Origin of the sequence: Rhodomicrobium sp., assembly GCF_047605405.1 — a bacterium.
GTDB lineage: Bacteria > Pseudomonadota > Alphaproteobacteria > Rhizobiales > Rhodomicrobiaceae > Rhodomicrobium > Rhodomicrobium lacus.
The window spans coordinates 14,447-39,010 of the sequence record NZ_JASGFR010000026.1 but is presented as its reverse complement, the minus strand read 5'-3'; the positions used below and the strand labels follow the sequence as shown (position 1 = coordinate 39,010).

Genomic DNA, 24,564 nt, shown 5'->3' with positions numbered 1-24,564 from the left:
AGATTTCGCGCCGCAGGAGATCAGGAACGCCATTGATGGGGATTGAGGCAGAAACACGGCAGAGTCCGTCTCTGGACGAGACAGAGTTGCGGCATTTCGAGAGTCTCGCGAAGGAGTGGTGGGACGAACGCGGCAAATTCAGCGGTTTGCATGCTTTCAATCCTGCGCGGCTCGCATTTATCGTGGCGGAAGTCAAGCGCTGGCGAAAGAGCCAGCCTCATGAATTTCGCCCGCTTCAGGGGCTTGACGTTGTCGATATCGGCTGCGGCGGCGGCATCCTGTCGGAGCCGCTGGCCAGGCTGGGCGGCACTGTAACAGGAATCGACCCGGTAGAGGAGTCCGTCGGCGTCGCCCGCGCGCACGCGGCCAAGCTGGGCGTTCCCGTGACGTACCGCAACGCTACCGCCGAGGATCTGGCGCGCGAAGGGCTCACATTCGATGTCGTCGTCGCCTCGGAGGTGATCGAACATGTCGCTGACCCGCAGTCCTTCCTGAAGACCTGCCGCAGCCTCGCGAAGCCCGGCGGGCTGATCGTGCTGTCCACGCTGAACCGCACGTCGAAATCCTACGGCCTTGCGGTGTTCGCCGCAGAACGCATCCTTGGGCTCGTTCCACCCGGCACACACGACTGGAAAAAGTTCATCAAGCCGGACGAACTGGCGGGCGCGCTGTCGGACGCGGGCTTCGCGGCCACTCGGCGCGCGGGCATGATTTACAAGCCGCTGTCGGGCTCGTGGACGCTCTCCGACACGGACCTGTCGATGAACTACCTCATGTCCGGCGAGGCCGTTTGACGCTTCCCTGCCGCATCCGCGCGCCCGTCCCCGGCGACGAGGCCGGATGGCGCAGGCTGTGGCAGGACTATCTCGCGTTCTATGGCGTTGCGGTTCCGCCCGATGTGACCGACGCGCTCTGGCGGCGCATCCTGGAGCCGCGCGAGCCGGTGCATGCGCTCGTCGCGGAAACGCGCCTCGGCTTTTTCACCGCTGGTCAACTTGTCGGCTTCGCGAATTACGTGCTGCACGCGCACACGCTCGGACCGCAACCCGTTTGCTATATGGAAGACCTGTTCGTGGCGGACGACGCGCGCGGGCAGGGCGTCGGCCGCGCGCTCATCGAAGCGCTGATCCACAAGGGGCGCGTGGAGGGCTGGCCGCGCGTCACCTGGCACACGCATGAGGCGAACGAAGCCGCCCGCGCGCTTTACGACAAGATCGTGCCCCGCGACCCGTTCATTCGTTACAAGGTGAAGCTGCGGTAGCGGAGGTGAACGCAGCATAAACATGCGTGCGCAAAGCCTTCCGTGTCCAAGACCAAAAGAGAAACCGGTTTCTGCTAAAGCTGTATCCGAATTGACCGATGGAGACGAGCTTGGTCCGGGTCCGGTTCTTCAGGGTGGTACTGGCGCTTCCGGCGGTGCTTTTTCTCGGCGCTCTCCTGATGTCATATGCGTCGGTGATCGACGTTCTGACGCTTTTCTTCCTGCTCTGGATCGCGGCAATCATTCACGTCGTCTTCCTTTTCGCCTTCCGCTGCCCGCGCTGCGATGTCTCGGCCTATGCGATGCACGCCGAGCATGGCGTCAGGGCCGCGTTGCCCGTGCCGAACCGCGTCTGCGTGAATTGCGGGTATGACTTCATCAAGGGCGACGCTGCGGCGCCCGAAGCGCCCGTCGCCGAACCCGCGTTAACCGTCACGAAAAGCGTCTCCGAGGCCGACTGGCGCGAACTCAGGATTCCTCCGGCGGAGCCTTCAGAGGAAGTTCACACCAACGCGGCTCGTGCCCGTTTATGCGAAGGAGCCGCATCAGGTCGTCCATCGCGATCGTCGTCGTCATGGTATTGACGAGCGGATGAGCGCTGACCGTTCTCGCCACGCGCATGCGGTCATCGAAAATCGGCAGGACGCGCCGCTCCGTATCGTTCACCAGCGCGAAAGGTGTGACGCTTCCCGGCAGCACTTTCAAAGCCGCCCCCATCGTTTCGGGCGAGGCGAAGGAAAAGCGCCCGTTTGCGCCGAGCTGTTTCGCAAGCGCCTTCAGATCGAGCGGCGGCGTAAGCAGATGCATGGTGACGAGGTAAAGCTGCTTTGCCTTGTCCTCGACCACGATATTCTTGACCGGAAACTCCCAGCGCGACACGTCTCGGTCCGCAAGCCCCTGCGCCGTGTGCACTTCCTCGTGCTCCACGGTCTCGGACGCAATGCCGAGCGACGCGAGAAGACCAAAGAAGGCGCGCCAGTCATTCATGCAGACGCGCGTCAGCCGATCGCCTGAAGTGTGGCGCCCTTCGGCATCTGCACCACGCTGACCTCGAAGTCGCGCGCGTGGTCGAGCGCCGGAATGCGGGCTCGCACGCTGTCCACTTCCGCCGGATCGATGTCTGCGACGATCACGCCCGGATCGGTGTCGCCCTCGGCGATGATTTCCCCCCAGGGCGAAATGATCAGGCTATGCCCGAAGGTCGTGCGTCCATTCGCGTGACGGCCAGCCTGCGCGGCAGCGAAAACGAAGCAGCCGTTTTCGATGGCCCGAGCGCGAAGAAGCGTATGCCAGTGCTTCTCGCCCGTGACTTTCGTAAAGGCCGACGGCGCGGTGAGAAATTTCGCGCCCGCCTGGGCCAGCGCCTTGAACTGCTCGGGGAAACGGATGTCGTAGCAGGTGGCGACGCCGAGCGCGCCCCACGGAAGCTGCGCAACATAAGCGCGGGCGCCGGGGATGAAGGTGGCGGACTCGCGGTATGTCTCGCCGCTCGGCAGATCCACGTCGAACATGTGGATCTTGTCGTAGCGAAGCACGATATCGCCGTTCGGCGTGAACAGAAACGCGCGATTCGCCGCCTTGTCGTCGCCGATCTTCACCGCGATGGAACCGATGTGAAGCCACACACGCAACGTCTTCGCCAGGTGGGCGAAGTGCGCCACGCCTTCCGTTTCGGCCTCGGGAGCGATCTTTGCGAGGAGGTGAGGCGCGTCCACCTCCATCAGAAGCGTATTTTCCGGCGTCTGGATATAATGCGCGCCCTTGCGTGCCGCATCGCGTATCAGCGCTTCCGCCTCCAGAAGATTATCTCGAACGTCTTTCCCCGTCCGCATCTGGACGAGGCCCACTCGAAACGGATCTCTTTCGGCCATGCTCTTGCCTGCTCCTTAAAATGTCAGTCTATTTTGCTCAGCTTTGCAGCAGAGGATCAAGTTCGCCTTTCGCATCCAAGGCATGAAGGTCGTCACATCCGCCAATATGTCGCGATCCGATGAAGATCTGGGGAACCGAGGTGCGGCCGCCGACGATGTCCGACATTTCGGCGCGCTTCGCACGATCCGACACGTCGATTTCTTCGAAGGTTACGCCCTTGCGAGTAAGAAGGGCCTTGGCGCGGCGGCAATAGGGACAGGACGGCGTGGTGTAGATAGTCACTGGCTGCATGATGTGTTTCCTGGCGTTCAGACCCGCAAGCAGATGGTGTGCAAAGCGCCGCTGGTCCAGAGCCGGGAGCGTGAGCTAAAGCACATCTTCGCCTTCGTCAAGGAAAGCGGGAGCACCTCGCCAGACAAGTGCCACGGCGAGAACGTCGACTGCCCGCGCCCCCGCCGCGAGAAGCGCCGCCGCGCAAGCATTTGCGGTCGCTCCGGTCGTAATGACATCGTCCACGAGCAGCACGCGTTTTCCCGCTACGGCGCACCGCCGGTCCGCGCTGATGGCGAACGCTTCCGCGACGTTCGCGCGGCGCGCGTCATGCTGAAGGCCGACCTGCGCTTTGGTCCGCTTCGTCCGCTTCAGCGCCATGACCGAAGCCGGAACGCCTGACGCGCGCGACAGTCCCTGCGCGAGCAGCGCTGACTGATTGAAGCGGCGTTGCAGGAGTCGGAACCGGTGCAGCGGAACGGGCACGATGATGTCCGCGTCGGCCAGCAGGTCGCGCCCCGCATCGCGCATCAAGCGGAGAAACAGGGGCAGCGGCTCGTGCCGATCCTCGAACTTGAACCGCACGACGAGTTTTCGAATCACGCCGCCGTAAACGCAGGCCGCTCGTGCGCGGTCGAAAATCGGCGGATCTGCCAAACCTTGAACCGAGAGATGCGGCCCGCTGCCATCATAGCCGGGAAGAGGGATGCCGAGCCTGCCGCAATAGGGCGCCGTGATTGGAACGAGGCCGCCCCAGCATTTCGCGCAAAGAAGGTTGTGCCGCGTGACCGGTGCGGCGCATGATACGCAGACCGGAGGCAGAATGAGTTCCGCCGAATAACGCAGGCTTTCGGCGGCGAAACGGGCAACGGGCTCAAACATCGCATGCAGGAAAGAATGAATTTGTCTGAAATCGACAGTAATCCCGGACGAACGCATTGACCAGTCCCGGAATTTTCGACCGGAACCAGATTCGCCGCGCGCTGGCCCGCGCAAGCGGCACGCTTCCCGCGACGGATTTCCTCATCCGGCACGCGGCGGAGGAACTTGCGGACCGGCTCGGCGGGATAAGGCGGGAATTCTCGCGCGTGGCGGATGTCGGCGCTCATCACGGCGTCGTGGCCCGCACGCTTGCCGCGCGCTTCCCCGGCACAACGCCCCTTTCTCTTGCGCCGACGCTGTCGCTCGCTGAAGCCTGCCCGAAGCCCGCAGCGGTCGCGGATGCAGAGGCGCTGCCGCTGAAGCAAGGCGCGTTCGACCTCGTCACCTCGGCGCTGTCGCTGCATTTCGCGAACGATTTACCCGGAGCGCTGATCCAGATCCGCCGCGCACTCCGCCCGGACGGCCTGTTCCTCGCGGCGCTGCTGGGCGGCGACACGCTGATCGAATTGCGTCAGGCATTCATGCAGGCGGAATCGGAGACGGCGGGAGGCGTGTCGCCCCGCGTCTTCCCGACCGCCGACTTGCTCGACATGGGCGGACTTCTCCAGCGCGCGGGCTTCGCGCTGCCGGTTGCCGATTCCGAGCAACTGACGGTGACCTATGCCGATGCGCTTGCGCTCATGCGCGACCTGAAGGCGATGGGCGCGGCGAACCCTCTCGCGGCACGCTCCCGGCGTTTCATGCGACGCGACACGCTGTTTCGCGCCGCCGCGATCTACGCCGAGCGTTTCGCGGGCGTCGATGGCCGCGTCCGCGCCACCTTCGAGATCATCTATCTGTGCGGCTGGTCGCCTCACGAAAGCCAGCAGCAGCCCGCAAAGCCCGGCTCCGCCACGGCGCGCCTCGCCGACGCGCTCAAGGCGAAGGAACAGGGCTTTCGCTGAGCGTCAAGGGGCAACCGACGTCTTCAGGTCCGCCGCCGTCTTGACGGGCTCTGCCCCTACTGATTTCGGCAGTTCGATGCCGAACCAGTTCCCCTTCGGCAGCATCCGCTCCTTCAGGAACGTGAGCACCGTCGGCGGCGCCATGATGTCCTCGAATTCCCGCGAGGGCGGAGCGCCCGCCACCACCGCGCCGAAAGCGACACCCATCATCGCCGACGCGCGCCACGATTTGCGATCCACGACCTTCAGCGCGGTGCCGAAGGACTTCTTGATCTGGGCACCCTCGATATCGACGGAATAAAGCTCGTCGAGCACGAGATGGATAAGGAAGCCGAGCAGCACGAAAAGGCCGGTGAGCCACGCGAGCGCGGCCGGTTCGCCGAAAATGCGGGCGAAGATCACCGCCGTCAGCACCATGAAGAAGCCGCCCGCGAGCAGCGAATGGAAAATGCCGCGGTGGCGCGTGCGGGCGTGGAAAATCCAGTAAACGCCGTACCGCACGACGGCGTACACGCCGAGCCAGACGATCCAGAGTTCCGCGATGGAATAGTGCTTTTCGAGCGAGAACAGCGCGATGAAAGCTGCGATCACGCCGAGCGCCGAGAACAGGATGCGCGAAGGGATTGCCTTTTCGAGGTCGATGTCGGGAAGGATGCCGCCGATGGTGCCCGCGAGGGTCAGCGTCAGGAGGTAGTTGTTCGGCGCTGCGTTTCCCGCCAGCGCGACCGTTGCGCAAAGCCCGCTGCCGACCGCCGCCACGGCGAGATGCGTGTTGAAGTTCGCCATTTGTGCCCTCCGTTTGCAGAAGATTAACTGATTCGGCGCGCCCGGATGGGTGGAGCAGCGGCGTTGTCCGCTCAGATCGGCGTGAACGAGGGCGTCGTGGAAAGGCAAGGCTTGCATTTAGATTCAAAAATGGGTAAAGAAACTTGTCTGGTTTTTATTGCCTCGGTTTTTCAGATATGCGCCATTTACTCACAAGCCTTATTGCCCTTTCGGTCTCATCCGCAGCCTTCGCCGCAGATACGTACGTGCGAGGTTACACTCGCAATGACGGCACCTACGTCGAGCCGCATTACCAGACGAGGCCGAACAATAATCTCAACGACAATTTCAGCACCAAAGGGAATATCAACCCGTACACTGGGCGCGAAGGTTGGATCGACCCGAACCGTAATCTCTACGGTTCGGGCTCGTCCAACGGCCAACGTTCCGGCTCTTCGAATGGCTGGGGTCGCTAGTGGTCCGATTCCGACATTTGCATCCGTATGGGACGCTGATCGACAATAAGAGCCTGCAAAGGCATGCCGCGTCCGATTTACGGCACCGCGGACATTACTCGGCGGCGGCGCGCGCCTTGATTGCCTCGCGCGCCGCGTCCTCGCCGCGTCGCTTGGTGACGGCCTCTGCGCCCCCGCGTGTCGTCTGGAACATTTCGAGGCTGGCGAGTTCGTCCGGCACATCGGTCTGAAGGGCAAGGTCGAAATAGGCATTCCGGTTCGCATCGCGCAGGATCTGCTGCCGCCAGAAGTCCATGCGCGCGATCCAGTAGCCCATCAGCAGATGCTTGCGAACGGTTTCGTACAGGTAGCGCGGGTAGAATGTCAGCCAGCTTTCACGCGGCAGCGAGGGGCGCCGGTCGCGGCGGTATTTCAGGCGGAGATAACCGCTTTCCAGCGGATGCACGCCCTCGTACCGGATCGAGAAGAAGAACCAGTACATCATGACCATGACCTTGCCCGGCTTCATGCCGCAGACGACGGCCCGGCGCATCACGGTTTTCATGTGCTCCGGCGAGTAGAACGAGCGCCACGCGGCCCGGTAGGTCTCTTCCCACTCCGCCAGTGTCATGCGCGGGTGATGGGTGACGGCGTGGTTGATGTCGTACTTGTTCATGTCCGGGTCCATCCAGACGCCGTTGCGATAGAGCGTCTGATGGTCCTCGGAGCCGGGAAGCGGCGTCAGCATGAAGAATTCGAGCACATCGACGGGCAATTCACGCTTGATGATCTCGATATCGCGCGCGACCGTCTCCGGCGTGTCGTTCGGGAAACCGATGATATAGCCCGCATAGGTGACGACACCGCGCTTCTTCCACGCCTGAAGCATCGCGCGGTAATCGGTGATCTTGTTCTGTCGCTTTTTCGCGCCGAGCAGACTGTCCGGGTTGATGTTTTCGAGGCCGATGAAGACGCGGGACACGCCCGCCTTGCTGGCCTTTTCCACGAATCCCGGGATCTGGTGGCAGAGCGTGTCGACCTGGATCGTGAACTTCACCTTGATGCGCTCGCGCTCCCGAAGCGCGATGACGCGGTCGAACAGGGCTTCCCAGTTGCGATTGCGCGCAAAATTGTCGTCGGTGATGAAAAAGCGATGGATGCCCTGGGCGTGGTTCTCGCGGATGATGGCTTCGAGGTCGTCCGGCGAACGGAAGCGGCTCTTGCGGCCCTGCACGTTGATGATCGTACAGAAGGAGCACTGATAGGGGCAGCCGCGGCCGAGGTCGAAGCTGGACGTGACGCCGAGCGTCCGCCGCACATGCTCGCGCGGCAGCATGGGATGCGGCTGATGCGTCATGTCCGGCAGGTCGGACATGAAATTGTAAAGCGGTTGCAGCGCGCCTTCGTAAGCGTCGCGCAGCACGATGTCGAAGCGCCCGTCCTCCGCCTCACCCGCGAAAAGGCTGATGCCGTGCTGTTGCGCCGCGCGGATGTCGGCGGGCAGCTCCGGCAGCATCGCAACACATCCCGAGACATGGAAGCCGCCGATGGCGACCGGCAGGCCCGCCTTGCGGAATATCATCGCGAGATCGACCGCGCGGGGAAACTGGTTCGTCTGCACGCCGACGATGGCGACAAGCGCCTTCTCGCCGGGCTTTATCGAGCTGATGATGGCGTCCGGCCGCACGCGCCGGTTGGTCTCGTCGTAAGTCGCGATGGAAAGCTCGACATCGTCTCCGAGCACCGCGCGTGCCTTGCAGTCTTCCGCGATGCCGTTGAGGCAGGCTAGCGTATTCGACGGGATGGCGGAGCGCAGCCACTGGATCGGGTAGCCGTCATCGTCGTAATGCGTGGGCTTGATCAGGATCAGGTGAAAGATTTCGCCAGAAGTTCCGTCCATGCCCGTCCTACGCTCATAAAAGAGGAATTCGGATATTCTGCCCTTCTAGAGACAGGACGTCTGGCATACAAGGCGCACTTATGGCTTGTTAACAGTATTTTACACAACCTGACGCAGCAACCTTGGGAATTGCATGCCCCGCGGTTGTCATGACGCAGGTGATTGCCATCATCGCTCTTGACGCCGCAGCCGTTCACCCCAATAGGTAAAGGGCCAGTTGGCCGGATGGCCGCTGTTCGCGCGCTCCTTATGGGCCGAAAGGTCGTGAGTGCGTGAATGGAGGAAAGTCCGGGCTCCACGGAAACACGGCGCCGGATAACGTCCGGCGGGGGCAACCCCAGGGACAGTGCCACAGAAAGCAAACCGCTGCATCCTGTGCCCATCGCGCTTCTGCGCAGCTTGAGGCCGTTCGGCTTCAGGATTGGGCTTTCGATGCAGCAAGGGTGAAAGGGTGCGGTAAGAGCGCACCGCGCGGCTGGCAACAGGCGCGGCAAGGTAAACCCCGCCGGGAGCAAAACCGAATAGGGACGGCACGGCTCGCGGGCTTCGGCTCGCGGCGGAATGCGTTTCCGCATCGCCGTCCGGGTTGGTTGCTTGAGGCGCGCGGCAACGCGCGTCCCAGATGAATGGCCATCGCGGCGGAGCAATCCGCCGGCACAGAACCCGGCTTACAGGCCGACTGGCATTTTTTCTCGACGGCGCGGAATCGGTTATCGAGGCCATGCCTTGTGCTGGTTCCGTATTTCGCCATACTGCGAATTGGCGGACAGTTCGGGAAGAACTCCTCTCCAAACTGCAAGCGCCAGCGGCCGAACGGGGTTTAGCTTACGCTCATCAGTTCTCGATAACACACGGGCCGCTAGGCGGTCGGCCGGCACCAAATCGGCATCTAGGCCAGCTATTGTTTTTTGTTGAAGTGCAATACTCGTGTCTCTAAAATTAACCGAGAAGATATTTTTGGTGTAATTATGATCGGAACAATGAGCGACACAATCGCGCGCAACAATCCTAAAGAACTGTTTGCGCTAATCGATTTATTGAAAGTTGCTATTCAAGAAAATGCGTATTGTCTTTTGATAAACAAGGAGCTTTCAAAGCTTCCCAATTTTAGAGAAAGAAAGACCTTACTCGAAATGGGCCATTTTTCTGGACCAGATCTTCTTCAATTAACAATTTCCTGTGGAGCTGCAAATGGAGTTAGCATTCAGATCATGGACTATATGCTCCATAAACTCATTCAGTGGCTACTTGTGTCCGATAGCGGCCTCTTGGGGGCGAATATATATGCGCGCTACCGTTGGAACAAGGAAAGAATTTCGTTATTTTTCGAGCTTGATCTCATCGACAATGTTTTGCTAGGGCCTGCGCACGTAGCACAAAAATATCGACAGAGCGTTCCTGCTATTTTCGTTAAAAAAGATAGCGACTGCTACACAGGCACCGGCTTCCTGGTAGCTAATACTCGCACTAAGAAGCAGGCGATCGTGACAGCAAGACATAATGTTGACCATGACAAGGGGATAGAATTCGTAGAATTTGATGGTGCAGCACCTCGGACTTATAGGCCAATTGATTCTGCTTGGCACCTGCACCCCAAACGTGATTTGGCGATAATGCCCGTTGAAATTTGCGGGTTACCAATCCCGATATACCCCCTAGGAATAGCCCAAGTACTGTCTCGAACTATAACTCTGGGCTACCCTCGAATCGCCACCACCGATGCACCCTATCTGTTGGCACACAGTGGCGAACTAAACGCCGTTGTTAAAAGTTATTATGACAGCGAGGAGCGCCTTATCATTTCGAATTTTGTAGCGCCGGGAAACAGTGGCGGACCGGTTCTCGACGAAGCCGGTTTGTGCGTTGGCATGGTCGTTAACGCTTTTGAAACCGCCCACGAGGGGGGTGTGAGTAAAGCTAACGCTGCAATCCCCTCTAGCTCTATTCACCAGTTTGTGAGACCGTTCCTTTCATAAGAGGCCGTGCGCTCGTCGGCAGCCCATCGTGTAACGAGATACGAGATGGAAACTCTGCCAAAGCCTGCCAAGCTCGTAATGCCGCGCGCCTAAACGCCATGCGGCGCAATTTCCCTCGACATCTCAAGGCAGGGCGATTATTCGTGACGCCCTCACCAGCATAAGCAGGCTTGATCGATGATAGAGGCCGAAACGCCAAGCGTCTGGTCGCCCGAAGTGGCCGAAGCGTTGCCGCGCGATCTCTGCACCGATTGCGGCGTCTCGCGCTCTTCCGATCCCCGCCGCTGCGGGCGCGCCTGCCAGTTCATCAAGCCGGATTATGCGAAGATGGAAGCGCATGCTCATGGCCGCGCGCGCAATCCGCTTCGCGAGGACGAGCGGTTTTTCGGCCCCTACAAGCGCATGGTCCGCGCCGCGATGAAGCGCCCGCGCGAGGGGGCGCAATGGACCGGCATCACCACCCGCATCGGCGAGCGCCTGCTCGAAAGCGGCGCGGTCGATGCGGTGCTGACCATGGTCGCGGACGACGCCGACCGCTGGCGTCCGAAGCCCGCGCTCATCACCCGCGCCGCCGACATGGCGAGGGCGCGCGGCATGCGCATGGGATACGCGCCGCTGCTCGCGCTGCTCGAACCGGCGCGAGAAGCGGGCCACAAACGCATCGCGGTCATCGGCGTGCCATGCCAGATCTACGCGCTGCGCGGGATCGAGCGCGACCTCGGCTTCGAGCGCGTCTATGCCATCGGCACGCCGTGTTCGGACAACACGACGACCGAGAATTTTCACAAATTCTTAAACCTGCTGTCCGATAAACCGGAAACAATTACCTATCTGGAATTTCGGGCTGATTACCATGTCGAACTGCGTTTCCAAAACGGCAGGGTGAAGGAAATTCCGTTCCTCATGCTGCCGATCTCGAAGCTTCCCGCCGATTTCTTCCCGCTGACCTGCCGGACGTGCGTCGATTACACGAATTCGCTCGCCGACATCACGGTCGGATACATGGCCGGGCAAGGCCAGCAATGGCTCATCGTGCGCAACGAGACGGGCGAGGAATTGCTGAGACTTCTCGGAGACGAGGTTTCGCTTTCGGAGCCGGGCACGGCCGGCAAGCGCGAAGGCCCGGTGAAAGGCTTTCTCAAGAACACGGAACTTGCGGCGGGCGGACTGCCGATGCGCAGCATGCCGAACTGGGCACGCCCGATAGCCGGCTGGCTCATGCCGAAGGTCGGCCCGCGCGGACTCGAATTCGCCCGCGCACGCGTCGAGATGAAAGCGGTCGAGACTGTGCTTCATCTTCGCGCGAAACTGCCGAAACGCATTCACAACATGGTGCCCGAGCATGTCTGGACGCTTGTCGAGCGTTACGGACTTACTCCAAGCTTGAGCGAGAGAGTCTCGTCGAGGCGACATATGACTGGCGATCTGTAAAATTGATGGCTAGACTTATTGTCGCAAATGACGTTTCTGTCTCGAAAAGCTTTCACGATCGTGTAATCACTAAAATGTGATTTCACCGTCACCAAAAACTGTCGGGTGGAGGGGAACGGTTCATGAGGAATGTAGAGCGAATTGCTGGTTCTGCTTTTTTCCCGTCGGGTAATCTCTCTGGTGCCTCCCGTTCCAAACACCCCTCAGCTTCCATTTCCGATGCACAGGAACGCCAGAAGCGTCTGGCGTCCGTAATTGCCCAGGAAATCATTCCCCGGCTCATTCAGATCCATCATGAAGTGCTCAAGCCCTGTGCCTGCGAGCCGTTCGCGCCGACGCATGCGGAAATCGAGGAACTTGCGCTTCTCGTGCTCGGACCGGACATGCAGGCCGCGCACACCTACATGCAGCGCGTGAAGCGGCGTGGCCTCTCTCTCCATGTGCTCTTCACGGAACTTCTCGAACCTGCCGCGCGCCATCTCGGCCGCATGTGGGACGAAGACCGCTGCGACTTCCTCGATGTGACGCTCGGCGTCGCACGTCTTCAGGAACTGCTCGCGGTGTTCAACGACACGCACAGCATCCCGGCCATGGGCGACATGCGCCGCGTCGTCACGCTTACGGCGCCCGGCGAGCAGCATCGCTTCGGCCTCGCGGTTGTCGAGAAGTTCATGCGCGCGGCGGGATGGCATGTCCGCTCCGAGGCGGGCGCATCGCTCGAAACCGTCATCAAGGCCGTTCACGCGGAATGGTTCGCCGTCGCGGGCATTTCTCTCAGTTGCGACTCGCGTCTGGACGTCATCGAAGACACCATCAAGGCGATCCGCCAGCACTCCTGCAACCCCTCGATCACCATCATGGTCGGCGGTGCTGCGTTCAAGGACGCGCCGCATCACGCAAAGACCGTGGGCGCGGACGGCGCGGCGGACAGCGCGGCAACGGCAGTGCTTCTCGCGCAGAAGCTGCTGGACCAGTCGCTGACGCGCCGGGCCTACTCGGTCGCCTGACCTGCGCGCCCGCCTCAGGCCCGCCCGTCTCCCGTCCACGAAAGCAGCTTGTTAACCTTCCTTGTACGAAAAATTTACGGCCCCCGTGCACTATCAGGCTACGCTCGCGCAGGGATCACCGTTATGCGTTCACTTTGTCTTCTCGCCTTCGGCTGCCTCGTAGGATTGTTCGCCTACACATACGACCTGAAGATCAAGACGCGCGCGCTCGAAACCGATGCGCGCGAACTTATTACCGCCCTTCAGGACGAGAGCGATTTTCTCGCCCTCATGCGCGCGGAAGTGAGCTATCTTTCGCGCCCGGAACGCATCGAGGAGATGGCGAAGAAGACGCTCAAGCTCGAACCGATCTCCTCGCAGCAGCTCGTGGCATGGAGCGCTGTCACCGGCACAGTTACCGGTACCGGCGCAAGCGTGCAGCCGTCCTCATCCTTCGCCACGCCGGTTCGCAAGGATGGTATCGCGGCTCTTATCGAAAAAACCTCGCTTCAGTCGGCGGTCTCGGGAGAGCGTTAAGCCCATGGTGACGCTGGCCTCGCTGTGCCGCAGGATTGGCGGCGCTGAAAGCGCGGAGCGTGCCGCGCAGAACGCGCGGCAGGCGCAACGGCTGCTGGCAGCGTGCTTCGCGGCTGGTTTTCTGGCGCTCTCCGTGCAGATAACGCGCTACGGCATGACGCCCAGCGAGATGCCTTCGCTGTCCTCGCAATCGGCGCCCGTCGCGCTCGCGAAAGGTCGCCCCGATATCGTCGACCGAAATGGCAGGCTGCTCGCGACCGACATCCGCGTTTACTGGCTGGTGGCGAACCCGAGCCAGATCGTGAACCCGGACGACGCCGCCGAAAAGATCGTCGCACTGTTCCCGGATCTCGACCAGGGCGCGCTCGCTCGCAAGTTCCGCGACAAGAACAGCCGCTTCGAATACGTCAAGCGCGGGCTGACGCCCAAGCAGGCCGAAGCCGCGCACGCGCTCGGCATCCCTGCGCTTTCACTCATGCCGACCGTGCAGCGCGTCTATCCCGCCGGAAACGTCGCGGCTCACATTCTCGGTATCACGAATGTCGATAACGAGGGGCGGAGCGGCGTCGAATGGTACATCGACCAAAAGCTGGGCACGCAGCTGACCCCGACCTCGCTCGCCGAACGTCCCATTGTGAAGCTCTCGCTTGATCTTGGCGTGCAGCATGCCCTGACCGACGAGCTATCAAAGGCCATGGAGCGTTACAATGCCCAGGCGGCCATGGGCATCGTGCTCGACGTACGAAATGGCGAGGTGGTTGCGTCGGCGTCGCTGCCCGACTTCGACCCCAACCGCCGCGAGCAGGCCGCCGGACAGAACCGGCAAAACCGCGTCGTGACCGATGTTTACGAACTCGGCTCGGTGTTCAAGTCCCTGACCATCGCGATGGCGCTCGATCAGGGCGTCGCGACCCGCTACGAGATTTTCGACGCGACGCCTTTCAAGCTCGGCCGCTTCACCATGCGCGACCCGCATGCAAGCCGCCGCACCTACTCGGTGGAGGACATTTTCATCCACTCGTCCAACACGGGCTCCGCACGCATCGCGCTGGCGGTCGGCGGAGAGAGGCAGCAGGCGTTCCTGAAGTCGCTCGGCCTGTTCGACAAGCTGGATACGGAGGCGGGATCGTCGCCGACGCCGGTTTTCCCGAAGATGTGGCGGCCCGTGAACGTGGCAACGGTGGCGTACGGCCATGGCATCGCTGTGCCGCCGCTCCTGTTTGCGTCCGCGATGGCTTCTCTCGTGAACGGCGGCGAACGGGTGAAGCCGACGTTCCTGATTTCGGAAAAGAACGCGAATGACGAGCCGCAGCGCGTGATATCGCCTGAGACGAGCGCCACGATGCGCGATCTCATGCGCGCCGTGGTGGAACGGGGCACCGGGCGCAAGGCTGCCGTTCAGGGTCTGGGTGTGGGAGGGAAGACGGGAACGGCGCTCAAGGTGAAAGAGGGGCGCTATTCCTCGGACGTTATCAACAGCTTCGTGGCGGCGGTTCCGATCGACCAGCCTCGATATCTCGTCATGATCACGATCGACGAGCCTCACGCGGAAGCGGGAAGCAGGAGCAACGAGTCGTCGCAAAATGCCGCTCCCACAGCCGGAGCCATCATCAAGCGCATCGCTCCCATGCTCGACATTCTGCCCACTCCCCGGTTTGACGAAGCGGCCGCGACCTCCTATGAACAGCCGGCGCCCTACGACGCGCGCCGCGCGCCATACCGGAAGAATCGTTATGAAACTGGCGGATCTGATCAAGGATATTCCGCTTACTCCCAGCCGCGGCAGCCTCCCGCATACGGATACCGTGACGAGCGTGGCGGCCCGCGGTCTGGCGGCGGATACCAGTACAGCGGCGACCCTCGAGATTTCTGGTCTTACCGCCGATAGCCGCCAGGTCAGGCCGGGCATGCTGTTCGCGGCGCTTTCGGGGACGAAGGCGGACGGCATGGCTTACGCGAAGGCGGCGGAAGCAGCCGGCGCCGTGGCCGTGCTTGCGGGCGAGACGGCGAATGCCGACGGGCTGACCGTGCCGGTCCTTCGCGCCGCCGAGCCGAGACAGGCGCTCGCGCTTTTCGCCGCGCGCTTCTACCGCTTCCAGCCCGACACGATAGCCGCCGTTACAGGCACGAACGGCAAGACATCTGTCGCGGCCTTCCTTCGGCAGATATGGGCGACGGCGGGCCACGATGCGGCCAGCCTCGGCACCATCGGCATCATCACCAATGCGGGCGAGCGGCCCCTGTCGCATACGACGCCCGATCCTGTCGTCCTGCACAAGGCGCTGGCGGATCTCGCGAACGAGGGCGTGACGCATCTCGCGCTCGAAGCATCGAGCCACGGCCTCGACCAGCACCGGCTGGACGGCGTGCGCTTCTCGGCCGGCGCGTTCACGAATATCACCCGCGATCACCTAGACTATCACCCATCCTTCGAAGACTATTTCAACGCGAAGATGCGCCTCTTCCGCAACCTCCTGCCCCCCGGTGCTCCCGCAGTCATCGACGCGGACGGCGATCACGCGGACGACGTCGTGGGCGCGGCGCGGGCAAGGAAGCTCGACGTGATGACCGTGGGCGAACACGGCGCGGCGCTTTGCCTGAAGGGCGTCGAGCGCGACGGTTTCCGCCAGCGGCTTTCAATCATCTATCGCGGGCGCCTCTTCACCGTGCTGCTGCCGCTGGCAGGTGCGTTTCAGGTGTCGAACGCGCTGGTGTCGGCGGGGCTCGCGCTCGGGCTCGGCAGTTCGCCGGGCGGCGTCTTCGAGGCGCTGGAAACGCTGCGCGGCGCCAAGGGGCGGCTCGACTATGTCGGCGAGACGGCCGAAGGCGCGCCGATATTCGTGGACTATGCCCACACGCCAGACGCGCTGGTGAAGGCCCTGGAAGCGCTCCGCCCTTACGTGACGGGGCGGCTGCACGTGGTGTTCGGCTGCGGCGGCGACCGCGACCGGGGCAAGCGCCCCGAGATGGGCCGCGCGGCGACCGCCAACGCCGATGTGGTTTATGTCACCGACGATAACCCGCGCAGCGAAGAACCCGCAGCGATCCGCGCTGCGATCATGGCCGCCGCACCGGGCGCGACCGAGATCGACGGACGCGCGGACGCGATCGCCACGGCCATCGGTAATCTTGAACGGGGCGACGTGCTGCTCGTCGCGGGCAAGGGCCACGAAACGGGGCAGATCGTCGGCGCAAAGGTCATTCCCTATTCCGATCACGAGGCGGTCGCCGCCGCGCTCGCGCATATCGGCGAACGGAGAGCAAGCCATGGCTGAGCAGACAGCCACCGAACCGCTTTGGACGGGCGCAGAGATCGCGCGCGCGCTCGACATAACGCCGCCCGCCGCCGATGTCGCCGTCTCGGGCATCAGCATCGACAGCCGCACCGTCGAACGCGGCGACCTGTTCGTCGCGATCAAGGGTGAACGCTCCGACGGGCATCGCTTCATCACTGCGGCCTTCGATAACGGCGCGGCGGGGGCGCTCGTCTCTCGCGACTACGCGCCGCAGGTGCCCTTGGCGCCCGACGAGCCGCTTTTCCGCGTGAACGACCCGTTCACGGCGCTTGAAGAACTGGGCCGCGTCGCGCGCGCCCGCACAGATGCGCGCATCGCAGCCGTGACCGGCAGCGTCGGCAAGACGACCACGAAGGAGATGCTGCGCGCGATGCTGGCCGAGAGCGGCCCCACGCATGCGTCGGTAAAATCCTACAACAATTTCATGGGGGTGCCGTTGTCGCTCGCTCGCATGCCCGCATCCTCGCGCTTCGGCGTGTTCGAGATCGGCATGAACCACGCGGGCGAGATCGTGCCGCTTACGAAGCTCGTGCGACCGAACGTGGCCATCGTCACCTGGGTTGCGCCGGTCCACATCGAGTTTTTCGCATCCGAAGCCGAGATCGCGCGCGCGAAGGCCGAAATCTTCGAAGGCCTGGAGCAAGGCGGAGCGGCTATCCTGCCTGCCGACAATCCGCATTTTGAAAGCTTGGCGGCGTTCGCCCGCGAGAAGAGTGCGCGCGTCGTGCCGTTCGGGCAGAGCCCGAAAGCGGAAGCGCGCCTCGTGAGCTTCGAGCGCACGGAGGAAGGGTCCGTGGTCACGGCCGACATTTTCGATCAGCCCGTCACGTTCGCGCTCGCCGCACCCGGACGACACCTCGCGCAGAACGCCGTCGCGGCGCTCGCGGGCGTGTCGCTTCTGGGTGGAGATGTCGAAGCCGCGTCAGCCTCGCTTGCCCGCTTTGAGGTTCCCGAAGGGCGCGGCAGAAGCGCCAGTTTCGAGACGCCACAGGGCGCGCTGCTCGTCATCGATGAAAGCTACAACGCCAATCCCGCTTCGATGCGGGCCGCCCTCGACGTACTGGGTCAGGTTTCGCCCACGCGCTACAGGCGGCGCATCGCCGTGCTCGGAGATATGTTGGAGCTGGGCCACGACGCGCCACAATTTCACGCCTCTCTTGCAAGCGCCGTTGACTCGAATGGCATCGATCTCGTTTTCTGCGCCGGTCCTTTGATGGCAAACCTGCATGAAAATCTGCCCGCGGGAAAGCGCGGCGGATGGGCCAGCGTCTCGGAGGATCTTCGCGAGGCGGTTCTCGATGCCGTGCGCGGAGGCGATGCCGTGATGATCAAGGGATCGCTTGGCAGCCGTATGGGACCGATCGCGGAAGCCCTCAGGACGCGTTTCGCATCCTCGAACGGCTAGCCGGGCGGAGGCTCACACTTCGGCGGCGACATCGGATGCGGAGCCCGCCGAATGGACACGAAACACGGCGCCTGATCGCATGATCGCGCGGCGCCACGGATCGGCCCCGACCCGGATGGACCGGAGCGGCAAGAGCCGAGCGCAAAACTTGAAGCGGGACGACTCGCCGCGCTGGCGGGCACATTCCCAGGTTGGACATTTGCATGCTTTATCTGCTGGCCGAACTGAGCAACCAGGCGCCTGTCTTCAATCTGTTCCGGTACATCACCTTCCGGACGGCCGGCGCTGTCGTGACGGCGATGCTCATCGTGTTTCTCCTCGGGCCGTCGCTTATCAACTCGCTGCGCGTCAGGCAGGGCAAGGGCCAGCCGATCCGCGAGGACGGTCCCAAGTCGCATTTCTCGAAGAAGGGCACGCCGACCATGGGCGGCCTTATGATCCTGCTGGGGCTGTGCGTCGCGACGCTTTTATGGGCAAATCCATATAATCCTTACGTGTGGATCGTGCTCGCCGTCACCCTGTCCTACGGCCTGATCGGCTTCTACGACGACTATCTGAAGGTGACGAAGCGCAATACGTCCGGGTTTTCCGGGCGATTTCGACTGTCGCTCGAACTCTTGATCGCAGCTGTCGCAACTTACGCGATCATGGTTGCCACCGCTCCATCGATCTCGACGAGCCTCACCGTGCCGTTCTTCAAGGACGTCGTCATCCAGCTTGGCCCGGTGCTGTTCGTGGTCCTCGGCGTCTTCGTGATCACGGGCGCGGGCAACGCGGTGAACCTGACCGATGGCCTCGATGGCCTCGCCATCGTGCCGGTGATGATCGCGGCGGCCACCTTCGGGCTGATCGCCTATCTCGTCGGCAACCGCATCTTTTCCGAATATCTGCAGATCCATTTCGTGCCGGGCGCGGGCGAACTCGCGGTCGTGTGCGGCGCGCTGCTCGGCGCGGGGCTCGGCTTCCTGTGGTTCAACGCGCCGCCGGCCATGATTTTCATGGGCGACACCGGATCGCTGGCGCTCGGCGGTCTGCTCGGCTCCATCGCGGTGGCCGTGAAGCATGAGATCGTGCTCGCCATCGTCGGCGGATTGTTCGTGCTCGAAACGGCGTCCGTGATCGTGCAGGTGCTCTCCTACAAGCTGACGGGCAAACGCGTCTTCAGAATGGCGCCGCTGCATCACCATTTCGAGCAGAAGGGCTGGGCCGAACCGACCGTCGTCGTGCGTTTCTGGATCATCGCCGTGATCCTCGCCCTTGTCGGGCTGGCCACGCTGAAGCTGAGGTAACGCACATGATCGAAGCGCACTCGTTCAAGGGCCGGAAGGTCGCCGTCTTCGGCATTGGGATGTCCGGGCTTGCGGCGGCGCGTTCGCTGATTGCGGGCGGCGCTGAGACAGTTGTCTGGGACGACGGCGAGAAGGGGCGCGATGCGGGGAAGGCGGCCGGGCTGCCGGTACAAGACCTGCGCGAGATCGACTGGCGCGCTTTCGACAGCCTCGTGCTTGCGCCGGGCGTGCCGCTCACGCATCCCGAGCCGCACTGGACGGTGAAGCTCGCTCAAGCGAACGGCGTCGAGATCATCGGCGACACGGAGATCTTTTTCCGCGAGCGCAGGCGCGCTGGTGCACAATGCCCGGTCATCGCCATCACCGGCACGAACGGGAAATCCACCACCACGGCGCTGTCGAACCACCTGCTCAATGCCGCGGGCCGCACGTCGGTTTGCGGCGGCAACATCGGCAAGGCGGTGCTCGATCTGCCGCCGTTTGTCGACGGCCAGCATTACGTGCTCGAACTGTCGAGCTTCCAGCTCGACCTGACGCCGAGCCTCGACCCGGACGCAGGCATTCTTCTCAACATCACGCCGGACCATATCGACCGCCACGGCAGCCTCGAAGGCTACGCCGCCGTGAAGGAGACGCTGTTCGCCAATATGACGGGCGCTCAGACGGCGGTGATCGGCGCGGACGACGCGCTGTGCGACGCCATCGCGGAGCGCGCGACGGCGCGCGGCGTGCGGACGCTTCGCATCTCGTCGACGAAGCCCGTCGCGACCGGCATTTACGGCGAAGGCTCCGGCCTGTTCGAGGTCACGGACGGGGCGCTTCAGAACCGCGCCTCGCTGTCCGGCATCGGTTCGCTGCGGGGCGCGCACAACGCGCAGAACGCCGCGGCCGCCCTCGCCGCGACGCGCAGCCTCGGCCTGCCGTGGGCCACGCTCGTCGAGGGGCTGAAGAGCTTTCCCGGTCTCGCCCACCGCATGCAGGAAATTCGCCGCATCGGCCATGTGCTGTTCGTCAACGACTCGAAGGCCACCAACGCGGATGCCGCCGAGCGCGCGCTTCTCTCCTTCACCAACATCTACTGGATCGCGGGCGGCAAGCCGAAGGCGGGCGGCATCGAACCGCTGGCGCCGTTCTTCCCGCGCATCAAAAAGGCATATCTCATCGGCGTCGCGGCGGAGGAGTTCGCGCGGACCATAGGCGGGCGCGTGCCGGTGTCGATGGCGGGCACGCTCGACCGCGCGGTGGCGGAAGCCGCAGCCGACGCCGCAGCGCAGGACGGCGGCGAGGATGCGGTCGTGCTGCTGTCTCCCGCCTGCGCCTCCTACGACCAGTATCCCAACTTTGAAATTCGCGGCGATGCCTTCCGCGTGGCCGTCGAAGCCCTGTCCGCGCCCGCGAAGGAAAAGGCGGCATGAGCTTCAGCCGCGCGGAGCGCGCCGTCGTCACCGACTGGTGGATCACGGTCGATCGCACGCTCCTTGCGCTGATCTTGATTCTCGCCGTAGCGGGTCTTGCAGCCTCCTTTGCGGCGAGCCCATACATCGCGCAGAAACTCAAGCTCGAACCGTTCTATTTCGTGAAACGGCATACGCTCGGCATGATAGCCGCGCTCGCGATCGTATTCATCGTCTCGCTGGCCAATCCACAGCAGGTCAAACGCCTCGCGCTGATCATGTTCGGGGTCGGGCTCTCGCTGATGGCGCTTGCACTGCTGCAAGGCATAGAGCGCAACGGCGCCGTGCGCTGGTTGAACCTCGGCGGCGTGCTGCTTCAGCCGTCCGAGTTCGCGAAGCCGGGTTTCGTGGTGCTCTCAGCCTGGCTTTTTTCTGAAAGCGTGAAACGGCAGGACATGCCGGCGCTTGAACTGGCCGGACTGACACTCGTGGCATTCGTCGCGCTGCTCGTGCTTCAGCCCGACATGGGGCAGACGATCATCGTCGCGGCGGTGTGGTGTGCGCTGTTCTTCCTGTCGGGCTATTCGCTCCGGTTCGCCCCGATCTTCCTCGGGCTCGCCGCCGTCGGCCTCATCGCCGCCTATTTCACGATGCCGCACTTCATGTCGCGCATCAACCGCTTCGCGGGCGGCGGGACCGAGTCGCTGCAAACGGTGCTGGCGATGAACGCCTTCCGCGACGCGGGCTGGCTCGGCCACGGGTTCGGCGAGGGCTTCGCAAAGGGCAGGCTGCCCGATGCACACAACGATTTCGTCTTCGCCGCCATCGCCGAGGAGATGGGTATCGCGGCCTGCCTTTTTCTGGTCGCGATTTATGCCTTCATCGTCTGGAAAGCCTTAACGGCCGCATTTCGCGAAAGCGATGTCTTCATCCGGCTCGCGGCGGCAGGTCTCGTGATGCTTTTCGGATTTCAGGCGCTGGTGAACATGGCTGTTAACCTCAACCTGATCCCTGCGAAGGGCGTCACGCTACCGTTTGTTTCCTATGGCCGCTCATCGCTCCTTGCGACGGCCGTGACATTGGGCATGATCGTTGCCCTGACGAGAAGATCGGTGTTCAAATACTCTGCCCAAGTGCTGCCCCCCTTGGGCGTCACGGTGACATCCGGAAGGGAGACGCGTTCATGAGCCGCGGTTCGATCATGCTGGCGGCCGGTGGAACCGGCGGCCACCTCTTTCCTGCGCAGGCGCTCGGCGAGGAACTCGCACGCCGGGGCTACGAGGTGGACCTCATCACCGATACGCGCGGAACCGTCTTCGGCGCAGAATTCCCGGCCCGCAAGGTTTACAAGGTCGCGGCCGCCACTTTCAAAGGCCATTCGCCCATTGAGGCAACGAAGACTCTCGGCGTGCTCGGGCACGGCTTCCAGGCGTCGTATCGCATCATGGGCGAAGCGCAGCCGCGCGCGATCATCGGCTTCGGCGGCTATCCCACGCTCGCGCCCTTGCTCGCGGCCATGGGCCGCGGCATTCCCTCGGCGATCCACGAGCAGAATTCCGTGATGGGGCAAGCGAACCGCTTTCTGGCGCCGATGGTGAAGGCCATCGCCTGTTCGTTCGAGAATACGAAATACCTCGAAGGCCGCCTGCTGCAAAAGGCGCGCGTCACCGGCTCGCCGCTGCGCCAGTCCGTGCTCGCGCTGAAGGCCATTCCCTACCGCCCGCCGTCGAGCCAGGCGCAGCTCAATCTCCTGATCGTCGGCGGCAGCCAGGGCGCGCGTCATTTCTCAGACATTTTGCCGCAGGCGTTGCAGCTTCTGCCCGATCAGATGCGCGACCGCCTCTTCGTGATGCAGCAATGCCGCCAGGAAGACATCGATCGCGTGTTCGATACATATGAGGGCTGCGGCATCGCCGCCGAACTTGCGACATTCTTTGAGGATCTCCCTAGCAAGATGTCGAACTCGCACCTCATCGTGGCGCGCAGCGGCGCGACGACCGTAGCCGAGCTATGTGCGCTCGGTCGGCCCGCGATCATGGTGCCGTTGCCTCACGCGAAGGATAACGACCAGCTCGAAAACGCCACCCGCATGGAAGCGGCCGGGGCAGGCTGGTGTTTTCCGCAGGCGACGCTTACGCCGGAAATTCTCGCGAGCACTGTCCGTCGTCTTTTCGAAGATCCGACTGCGCTCGTCCGGGCTGCAACCAGCGCGCATTCGCTGGCGAATTACAGAGCTGTGGAGAATCTCGCGGATCTGCTCGAAGAACTGGCGGAAAAGCAAGAATTTACTGCCGGCGCGGCAGCGACCGCTTAATATCCGCACCGTATCATCGTGGGGCTGAACATATCGGGGAACGGGATCGACTGGCTTTTCGGCAAGTCCACTTGGGGTGGAGCAGTCTATCCAATAAAATCCGGAGCATTGCGACGCGACGCGCTCCGGCCCGAGGGAAGAAAGGACATAAGATGATCGATCCGCTTTCCGGCGGCCGGATTCATATCATCGGCATCGGCGGCATCGGCATGAGCGCCATCGCCGAGATCATGCAAGAGCGCGGCATCCCCGTCCAGGGCAGCGATCAGAAAGAGGGCGCCAACACGCGGCGAATAGCTGCGCAGGGAATCAAGGTTTTCATCGGGCAGGATGCGGCCAATCTCGAAGGTGCATCCGTCGTCTGCATTTCGTCCGCCGTCAAGGAAGGCAATCCCGAGCTTCGGGTCGCGCGCGAACGCGGGCTTCCCGTTTTCAGCCGCGCCGAGACGCTCGCCGCTCTGATGAAAGACTATCGCACGATCTGCGTGACGGGCTCCCACGGCAAGACCACGACCACGTCCATGATCGGCTGGATCATGGAGAAGGCCGGCCTCGACCCGACCGTGCTCGTCGGCGGCGTTCTGCGCTCCTGGGGCACGAATGCGCGCATCGGCGCGAGCCGCTGGATGGTGGTCGAAGCGGACGAATCCGACGCAACCTTCATCAGGCTGCCCACCGAAATCGGCGTCGCGACCAACATCGACCCGGAGCATCTCGACTATTATGGGTCCGTGGAAGCGCTGCATGAGGCATTCTGCACCTTCCTCCGGCAAATCCCGCAAAGCGGCGTGGCCGTTGCCGGCATCGACCATCCCGTGGTGCGCGAGCTGACCCAGGACCTCGCGGCGGCGGGCGAACTGCCACCGCTGGCATCCTTCGGCCGTGCGCTCGATGCGCGTGTGAAGATCGACAATGTGGTGAGCCAGGGCGCTTCGGTCGTGTTCGACGTGGCTATCGCGGGCGAACCCGGCGAGCCGCCTCTTCGGCACGCGGGCGTGAAGCTTCAGGTGCCGGGCGCGCACAACGCGCTGAACGCTGCGGCCGCGATCGCCGCATGCCTTCATGCGGGCCTTACCGCCGACCAGATTTTCGATGGCCTCGCGTCGTTCGAGGGCGTGGATCGCCGCTTCTCGCCGCGCGGCGAGTGGAACGGCGTCGCGATCTATGACGACTACGCACATCATCCCGCCGAAATCGCCGCGGTGCTCAGCGCCGCTCGCGGGGCTGCTGCGGGCCGCGTCATCGCGGTGGTGCAGCCGCATCGTTATTCGCGGCTGCAATCGCTTTTCGGCGAGTTCTGCTCCTGCTTCGCGGATGCGGATACGGTCGTCGTAACGCCTGTCTATTCTGCGGGCGAACAGCCCAACGGCATCGACCGCGATACGCTCGTCGACGGTTTGCGCCAGCAGGGTCACGCCCGCGTCTACCCGGTCGATGGCGAAGATTCGCTCGTGTCGACGCTGGCGACGGTCGCCCAACCCGGCGACCTCGTGCTGACGCTCGGCGCGGGCACGATCTCGGAATGGGCGCGCGCACTTCCCGAGAAGCTGAGCCATTATCCGGCCTTTGCTGGCGCGGCGGAGTAAG

22 protein-coding genes and 1 other RNA gene are annotated in these 24,564 nt (G+C 63.0%); 17 read left to right on the top strand and 6 right to left on the bottom strand.

What is annotated here, in order from left to right; translation table 11 throughout:
* Positions 1 to 35 precede the first annotated feature (35 nt).
* Entirely contained in the window at positions 36 to 794 is a 759-nt protein-coding gene (ubiG, locus tag QM659_RS11500; RefSeq protein ID WP_415188531.1) for a bifunctional 2-polyprenyl-6-hydroxyphenol methylase/3-demethylubiquinol 3-O-methyltransferase UbiG, read from the top strand.
* Entirely contained in the window at positions 791 to 1,261 is a 471-nt protein-coding gene (locus QM659_RS11495; protein WP_415188530.1) for a GNAT family N-acetyltransferase, read from the top strand. The genes ubiG and QM659_RS11495 overlap by 4 nt, the downstream gene beginning before the upstream one ends.
* A 468-nt stretch (positions 1,262 to 1,729) precedes the next feature.
* Here the strand turns inward: QM659_RS11495 and QM659_RS11490 are convergent, their stop codons facing one another.
* The 4 genes from QM659_RS11490 to QM659_RS11475 all read right to left on the bottom strand — a co-directional run bounded on the left by QM659_RS11490 (position 1,730) and on the right by QM659_RS11475 (position 4,285).
* A complete protein-coding gene (locus QM659_RS11490; protein ID WP_415188529.1) occupies positions 1,730 to 2,248 on the bottom strand; it encodes a prolyl-tRNA synthetase associated domain-containing protein in 519 nt (172 codons plus the stop codon).
* A gap of 11 nt (positions 2,249 to 2,259) precedes the next feature.
* On the bottom strand, positions 2,260 to 3,132 hold the full coding sequence (locus QM659_RS11485; protein ID WP_127078585.1) for a carbon-nitrogen hydrolase family protein: 873 nt from the start codon (positions 3,130 to 3,132) through the stop codon (positions 2,260 to 2,262).
* A 37-nt stretch (positions 3,133 to 3,169) separates the two neighbouring features.
* Positions 3,170 to 3,424, bottom strand: coding sequence for a glutaredoxin 3 (gene grxC, locus QM659_RS11480; RefSeq protein ID WP_415188528.1), 255 nt, complete (start codon positions 3,422 to 3,424; stop codon positions 3,170 to 3,172).
* Between the two features lie 75 nt (positions 3,425 to 3,499).
* The gene (locus QM659_RS11475) at positions 3,500 to 4,285 is read right to left on the bottom strand and encodes a ComF family protein (RefSeq protein WP_415188527.1); all 786 of its coding nucleotides are present in this window, start codon (positions 4,283 to 4,285) and stop codon (positions 3,500 to 3,502) included.
* Positions 4,286 to 4,341: 56 nt separating this feature from the next.
* Between QM659_RS11475 and QM659_RS11470 the strand changes: the two genes are divergently transcribed.
* On the top strand, positions 4,342 to 5,229 hold the full coding sequence (locus tag QM659_RS11470) for a methyltransferase domain-containing protein (RefSeq protein WP_415188526.1): 888 nt from the start codon (positions 4,342 to 4,344) through the stop codon (positions 5,227 to 5,229).
* Between the two features lie 3 nt (positions 5,230 to 5,232).
* Here the strand turns inward: QM659_RS11470 and QM659_RS11465 are convergent, their stop codons facing one another.
* Positions 5,233 to 6,015 (bottom strand): metal-dependent hydrolase, encoded by a 783-nt coding sequence (locus QM659_RS11465; protein WP_415188525.1) that lies wholly within the window; start codon positions 6,013 to 6,015, stop codon positions 5,233 to 5,235.
* Positions 6,016 to 6,260: 245 nt separating this feature from the next.
* Between QM659_RS11465 and QM659_RS11460 the strand changes: the two genes are divergently transcribed.
* The gene (locus QM659_RS11460; protein ID WP_415188524.1) at positions 6,261 to 6,470 is read left to right on the top strand and encodes a hypothetical protein; all 210 of its coding nucleotides are present in this window, start codon (positions 6,261 to 6,263) and stop codon (positions 6,468 to 6,470) included.
* 94 nt (positions 6,471 to 6,564) lie between these two features.
* Here QM659_RS11460 and QM659_RS11455 read toward each other — a convergent pair whose 3' ends face one another.
* A complete protein-coding gene (locus tag QM659_RS11455) occupies positions 6,565 to 8,349 on the bottom strand; it encodes a B12-binding domain-containing radical SAM protein (RefSeq protein ID WP_415188523.1) in 1,785 nt (594 codons plus the stop codon).
* 213 nt (positions 8,350 to 8,562) lie between these two features.
* Here QM659_RS11455 and rnpB point away from each other — a divergent pair.
* The 13 genes from rnpB to murC all read left to right on the top strand — a co-directional run bounded on the left by rnpB (position 8,563) and on the right by murC (position 24,563).
* Positions 8,563 to 9,036: RNase P RNA component class A (rnpB, locus tag QM659_RS11450), an RNA gene on the top strand.
* Between the two features lie 293 nt (positions 9,037 to 9,329).
* Positions 9,330 to 10,325, top strand: coding sequence for a S1 family peptidase (locus tag QM659_RS11445; RefSeq protein WP_415188522.1), 996 nt, complete (start codon positions 9,330 to 9,332; stop codon positions 10,323 to 10,325).
* Positions 10,326 to 10,502: 177 nt separating this feature from the next.
* The gene (locus QM659_RS11440) at positions 10,503 to 11,756 is read left to right on the top strand and encodes a Coenzyme F420 hydrogenase/dehydrogenase, beta subunit C-terminal domain (protein WP_415188521.1); all 1,254 of its coding nucleotides are present in this window, start codon (positions 10,503 to 10,505) and stop codon (positions 11,754 to 11,756) included.
* A 122-nt stretch (positions 11,757 to 11,878) separates the two neighbouring features.
* On the top strand, positions 11,879 to 12,763 hold the full coding sequence (locus QM659_RS11435; protein WP_415188520.1) for a B12-binding domain-containing protein: 885 nt from the start codon (positions 11,879 to 11,881) through the stop codon (positions 12,761 to 12,763).
* A gap of 123 nt (positions 12,764 to 12,886) precedes the next feature.
* Positions 12,887 to 13,279: a hypothetical protein gene (locus tag QM659_RS11430; RefSeq protein ID WP_415188519.1), complete on the top strand. Its 393-nt coding sequence runs from the start codon at positions 12,887 to 12,889 to the stop codon at positions 13,277 to 13,279.
* Positions 13,280 to 13,283: 4 nt separating this feature from the next.
* Positions 13,284 to 15,167, top strand: a complete 1,884-nt coding sequence (locus tag QM659_RS11425; RefSeq protein WP_415188518.1) for a peptidoglycan D,D-transpeptidase FtsI family protein — start codon at positions 13,284 to 13,286, stop codon at positions 15,165 to 15,167.
* Entirely contained in the window at positions 15,094 to 16,554 is a 1,461-nt protein-coding gene (locus tag QM659_RS11420) for a UDP-N-acetylmuramoyl-L-alanyl-D-glutamate--2,6-diaminopimelate ligase (RefSeq protein ID WP_415188517.1), read from the top strand. Before QM659_RS11425 ends, QM659_RS11420 begins: the two co-directional genes overlap by 74 nt.
* Positions 16,547 to 17,980 (top strand): UDP-N-acetylmuramoylalanyl-D-glutamyl-2,6-diaminopimelate--D-alanyl-D-alanine ligase, encoded by a 1,434-nt coding sequence (locus QM659_RS11415; RefSeq protein ID WP_415188516.1) that lies wholly within the window; start codon positions 16,547 to 16,549, stop codon positions 17,978 to 17,980. The genes QM659_RS11420 and QM659_RS11415 overlap by 8 nt, the downstream gene beginning before the upstream one ends.
* 203 nt (positions 17,981 to 18,183) lie before the next feature.
* Positions 18,184 to 19,269: a phospho-N-acetylmuramoyl-pentapeptide-transferase gene (mraY, locus tag QM659_RS11410; protein WP_127078608.1), complete on the top strand. Its 1,086-nt coding sequence runs from the start codon at positions 18,184 to 18,186 to the stop codon at positions 19,267 to 19,269.
* A 5-nt stretch (positions 19,270 to 19,274) separates the two neighbouring features.
* Positions 19,275 to 20,684, top strand: a complete 1,410-nt coding sequence (murD, locus tag QM659_RS11405) for a UDP-N-acetylmuramoyl-L-alanine--D-glutamate ligase (protein WP_415188515.1) — start codon at positions 19,275 to 19,277, stop codon at positions 20,682 to 20,684.
* Complete coding sequence (locus tag QM659_RS11400; RefSeq protein WP_415188514.1) at positions 20,681 to 21,850, top strand: FtsW/RodA/SpoVE family cell cycle protein; 1,170 nt, start codon at positions 20,681 to 20,683, stop codon at positions 21,848 to 21,850. The genes murD and QM659_RS11400 overlap by 4 nt, the downstream gene beginning before the upstream one ends.
* Positions 21,847 to 22,977 (top strand): undecaprenyldiphospho-muramoylpentapeptide beta-N-acetylglucosaminyltransferase, encoded by a 1,131-nt coding sequence (gene murG / locus QM659_RS11395; protein WP_303482311.1) that lies wholly within the window; start codon positions 21,847 to 21,849, stop codon positions 22,975 to 22,977. Before QM659_RS11400 ends, murG begins: the two co-directional genes overlap by 4 nt.
* A gap of 152 nt (positions 22,978 to 23,129) precedes the next feature.
* Entirely contained in the window at positions 23,130 to 24,563 is a 1,434-nt protein-coding gene (murC, locus tag QM659_RS11390) for a UDP-N-acetylmuramate--L-alanine ligase (protein WP_415188513.1), read from the top strand.
* Position 24,564 lies beyond the last annotated feature (1 nt).

Bases quoted from the DNA above. Each gene is read 5' to 3' on its own strand.
- ubiG (WP_415188531.1), top strand. From the start codon at position 36: ATGGGGATTGAGGCAGAAACACGGCAGAGTCCGTCTCTGGACGAGACA.
- QM659_RS11490 (WP_415188529.1), bottom strand. From the start codon at position 2,248: ATGAATGACTGGCGCGCCTTCTTTGGTCTTCTCGCGTCGCTCGGCATT.
- QM659_RS11485 (WP_127078585.1), bottom strand. From the start codon at position 3,132: ATGGCCGAAAGAGATCCGTTTCGAGTGGGCCTCGTCCAGATGCGGACG.
- grxC (WP_415188528.1), bottom strand. From the start codon at position 3,424: ATGCAGCCAGTGACTATCTACACCACGCCGTCCTGTCCCTATTGCCGC.
- QM659_RS11475 (WP_415188527.1), bottom strand. From the start codon at position 4,285: ATGTTTGAGCCCGTTGCCCGTTTCGCCGCCGAAAGCCTGCGTTATTCG.
- QM659_RS11465 (WP_415188525.1), bottom strand. From the start codon at position 6,015: ATGGCGAACTTCAACACGCATCTCGCCGTGGCGGCGGTCGGCAGCGGG.
- QM659_RS11455 (WP_415188523.1), bottom strand. From the start codon at position 8,349: ATGGACGGAACTTCTGGCGAAATCTTTCACCTGATCCTGATCAAGCCC.
- QM659_RS11445 (WP_415188522.1), top strand. From the start codon at position 9,330: ATGAGCGACACAATCGCGCGCAACAATCCTAAAGAACTGTTTGCGCTA.
- QM659_RS11440 (WP_415188521.1), top strand. From the start codon at position 10,503: ATGATAGAGGCCGAAACGCCAAGCGTCTGGTCGCCCGAAGTGGCCGAA.
- QM659_RS11435 (WP_415188520.1), top strand. From the start codon at position 11,879: ATGAGGAATGTAGAGCGAATTGCTGGTTCTGCTTTTTTCCCGTCGGGT.
- QM659_RS11430 (WP_415188519.1), top strand. From the start codon at position 12,887: ATGCGTTCACTTTGTCTTCTCGCCTTCGGCTGCCTCGTAGGATTGTTC.
- QM659_RS11425 (WP_415188518.1), top strand. From the start codon at position 13,284: ATGGTGACGCTGGCCTCGCTGTGCCGCAGGATTGGCGGCGCTGAAAGC.
- QM659_RS11415 (WP_415188516.1), top strand. From the start codon at position 16,547: ATGGCTGAGCAGACAGCCACCGAACCGCTTTGGACGGGCGCAGAGATC.
- mraY (WP_127078608.1), top strand. From the start codon at position 18,184: ATGCTTTATCTGCTGGCCGAACTGAGCAACCAGGCGCCTGTCTTCAAT.
- murD (WP_415188515.1), top strand. From the start codon at position 19,275: ATGATCGAAGCGCACTCGTTCAAGGGCCGGAAGGTCGCCGTCTTCGGC.
- QM659_RS11400 (WP_415188514.1), top strand. From the start codon at position 20,681: ATGAGCTTCAGCCGCGCGGAGCGCGCCGTCGTCACCGACTGGTGGATC.
- murG (WP_303482311.1), top strand. From the start codon at position 21,847: ATGAGCCGCGGTTCGATCATGCTGGCGGCCGGTGGAACCGGCGGCCAC.
- murC (WP_415188513.1), top strand. From the start codon at position 23,130: ATGATCGATCCGCTTTCCGGCGGCCGGATTCATATCATCGGCATCGGC.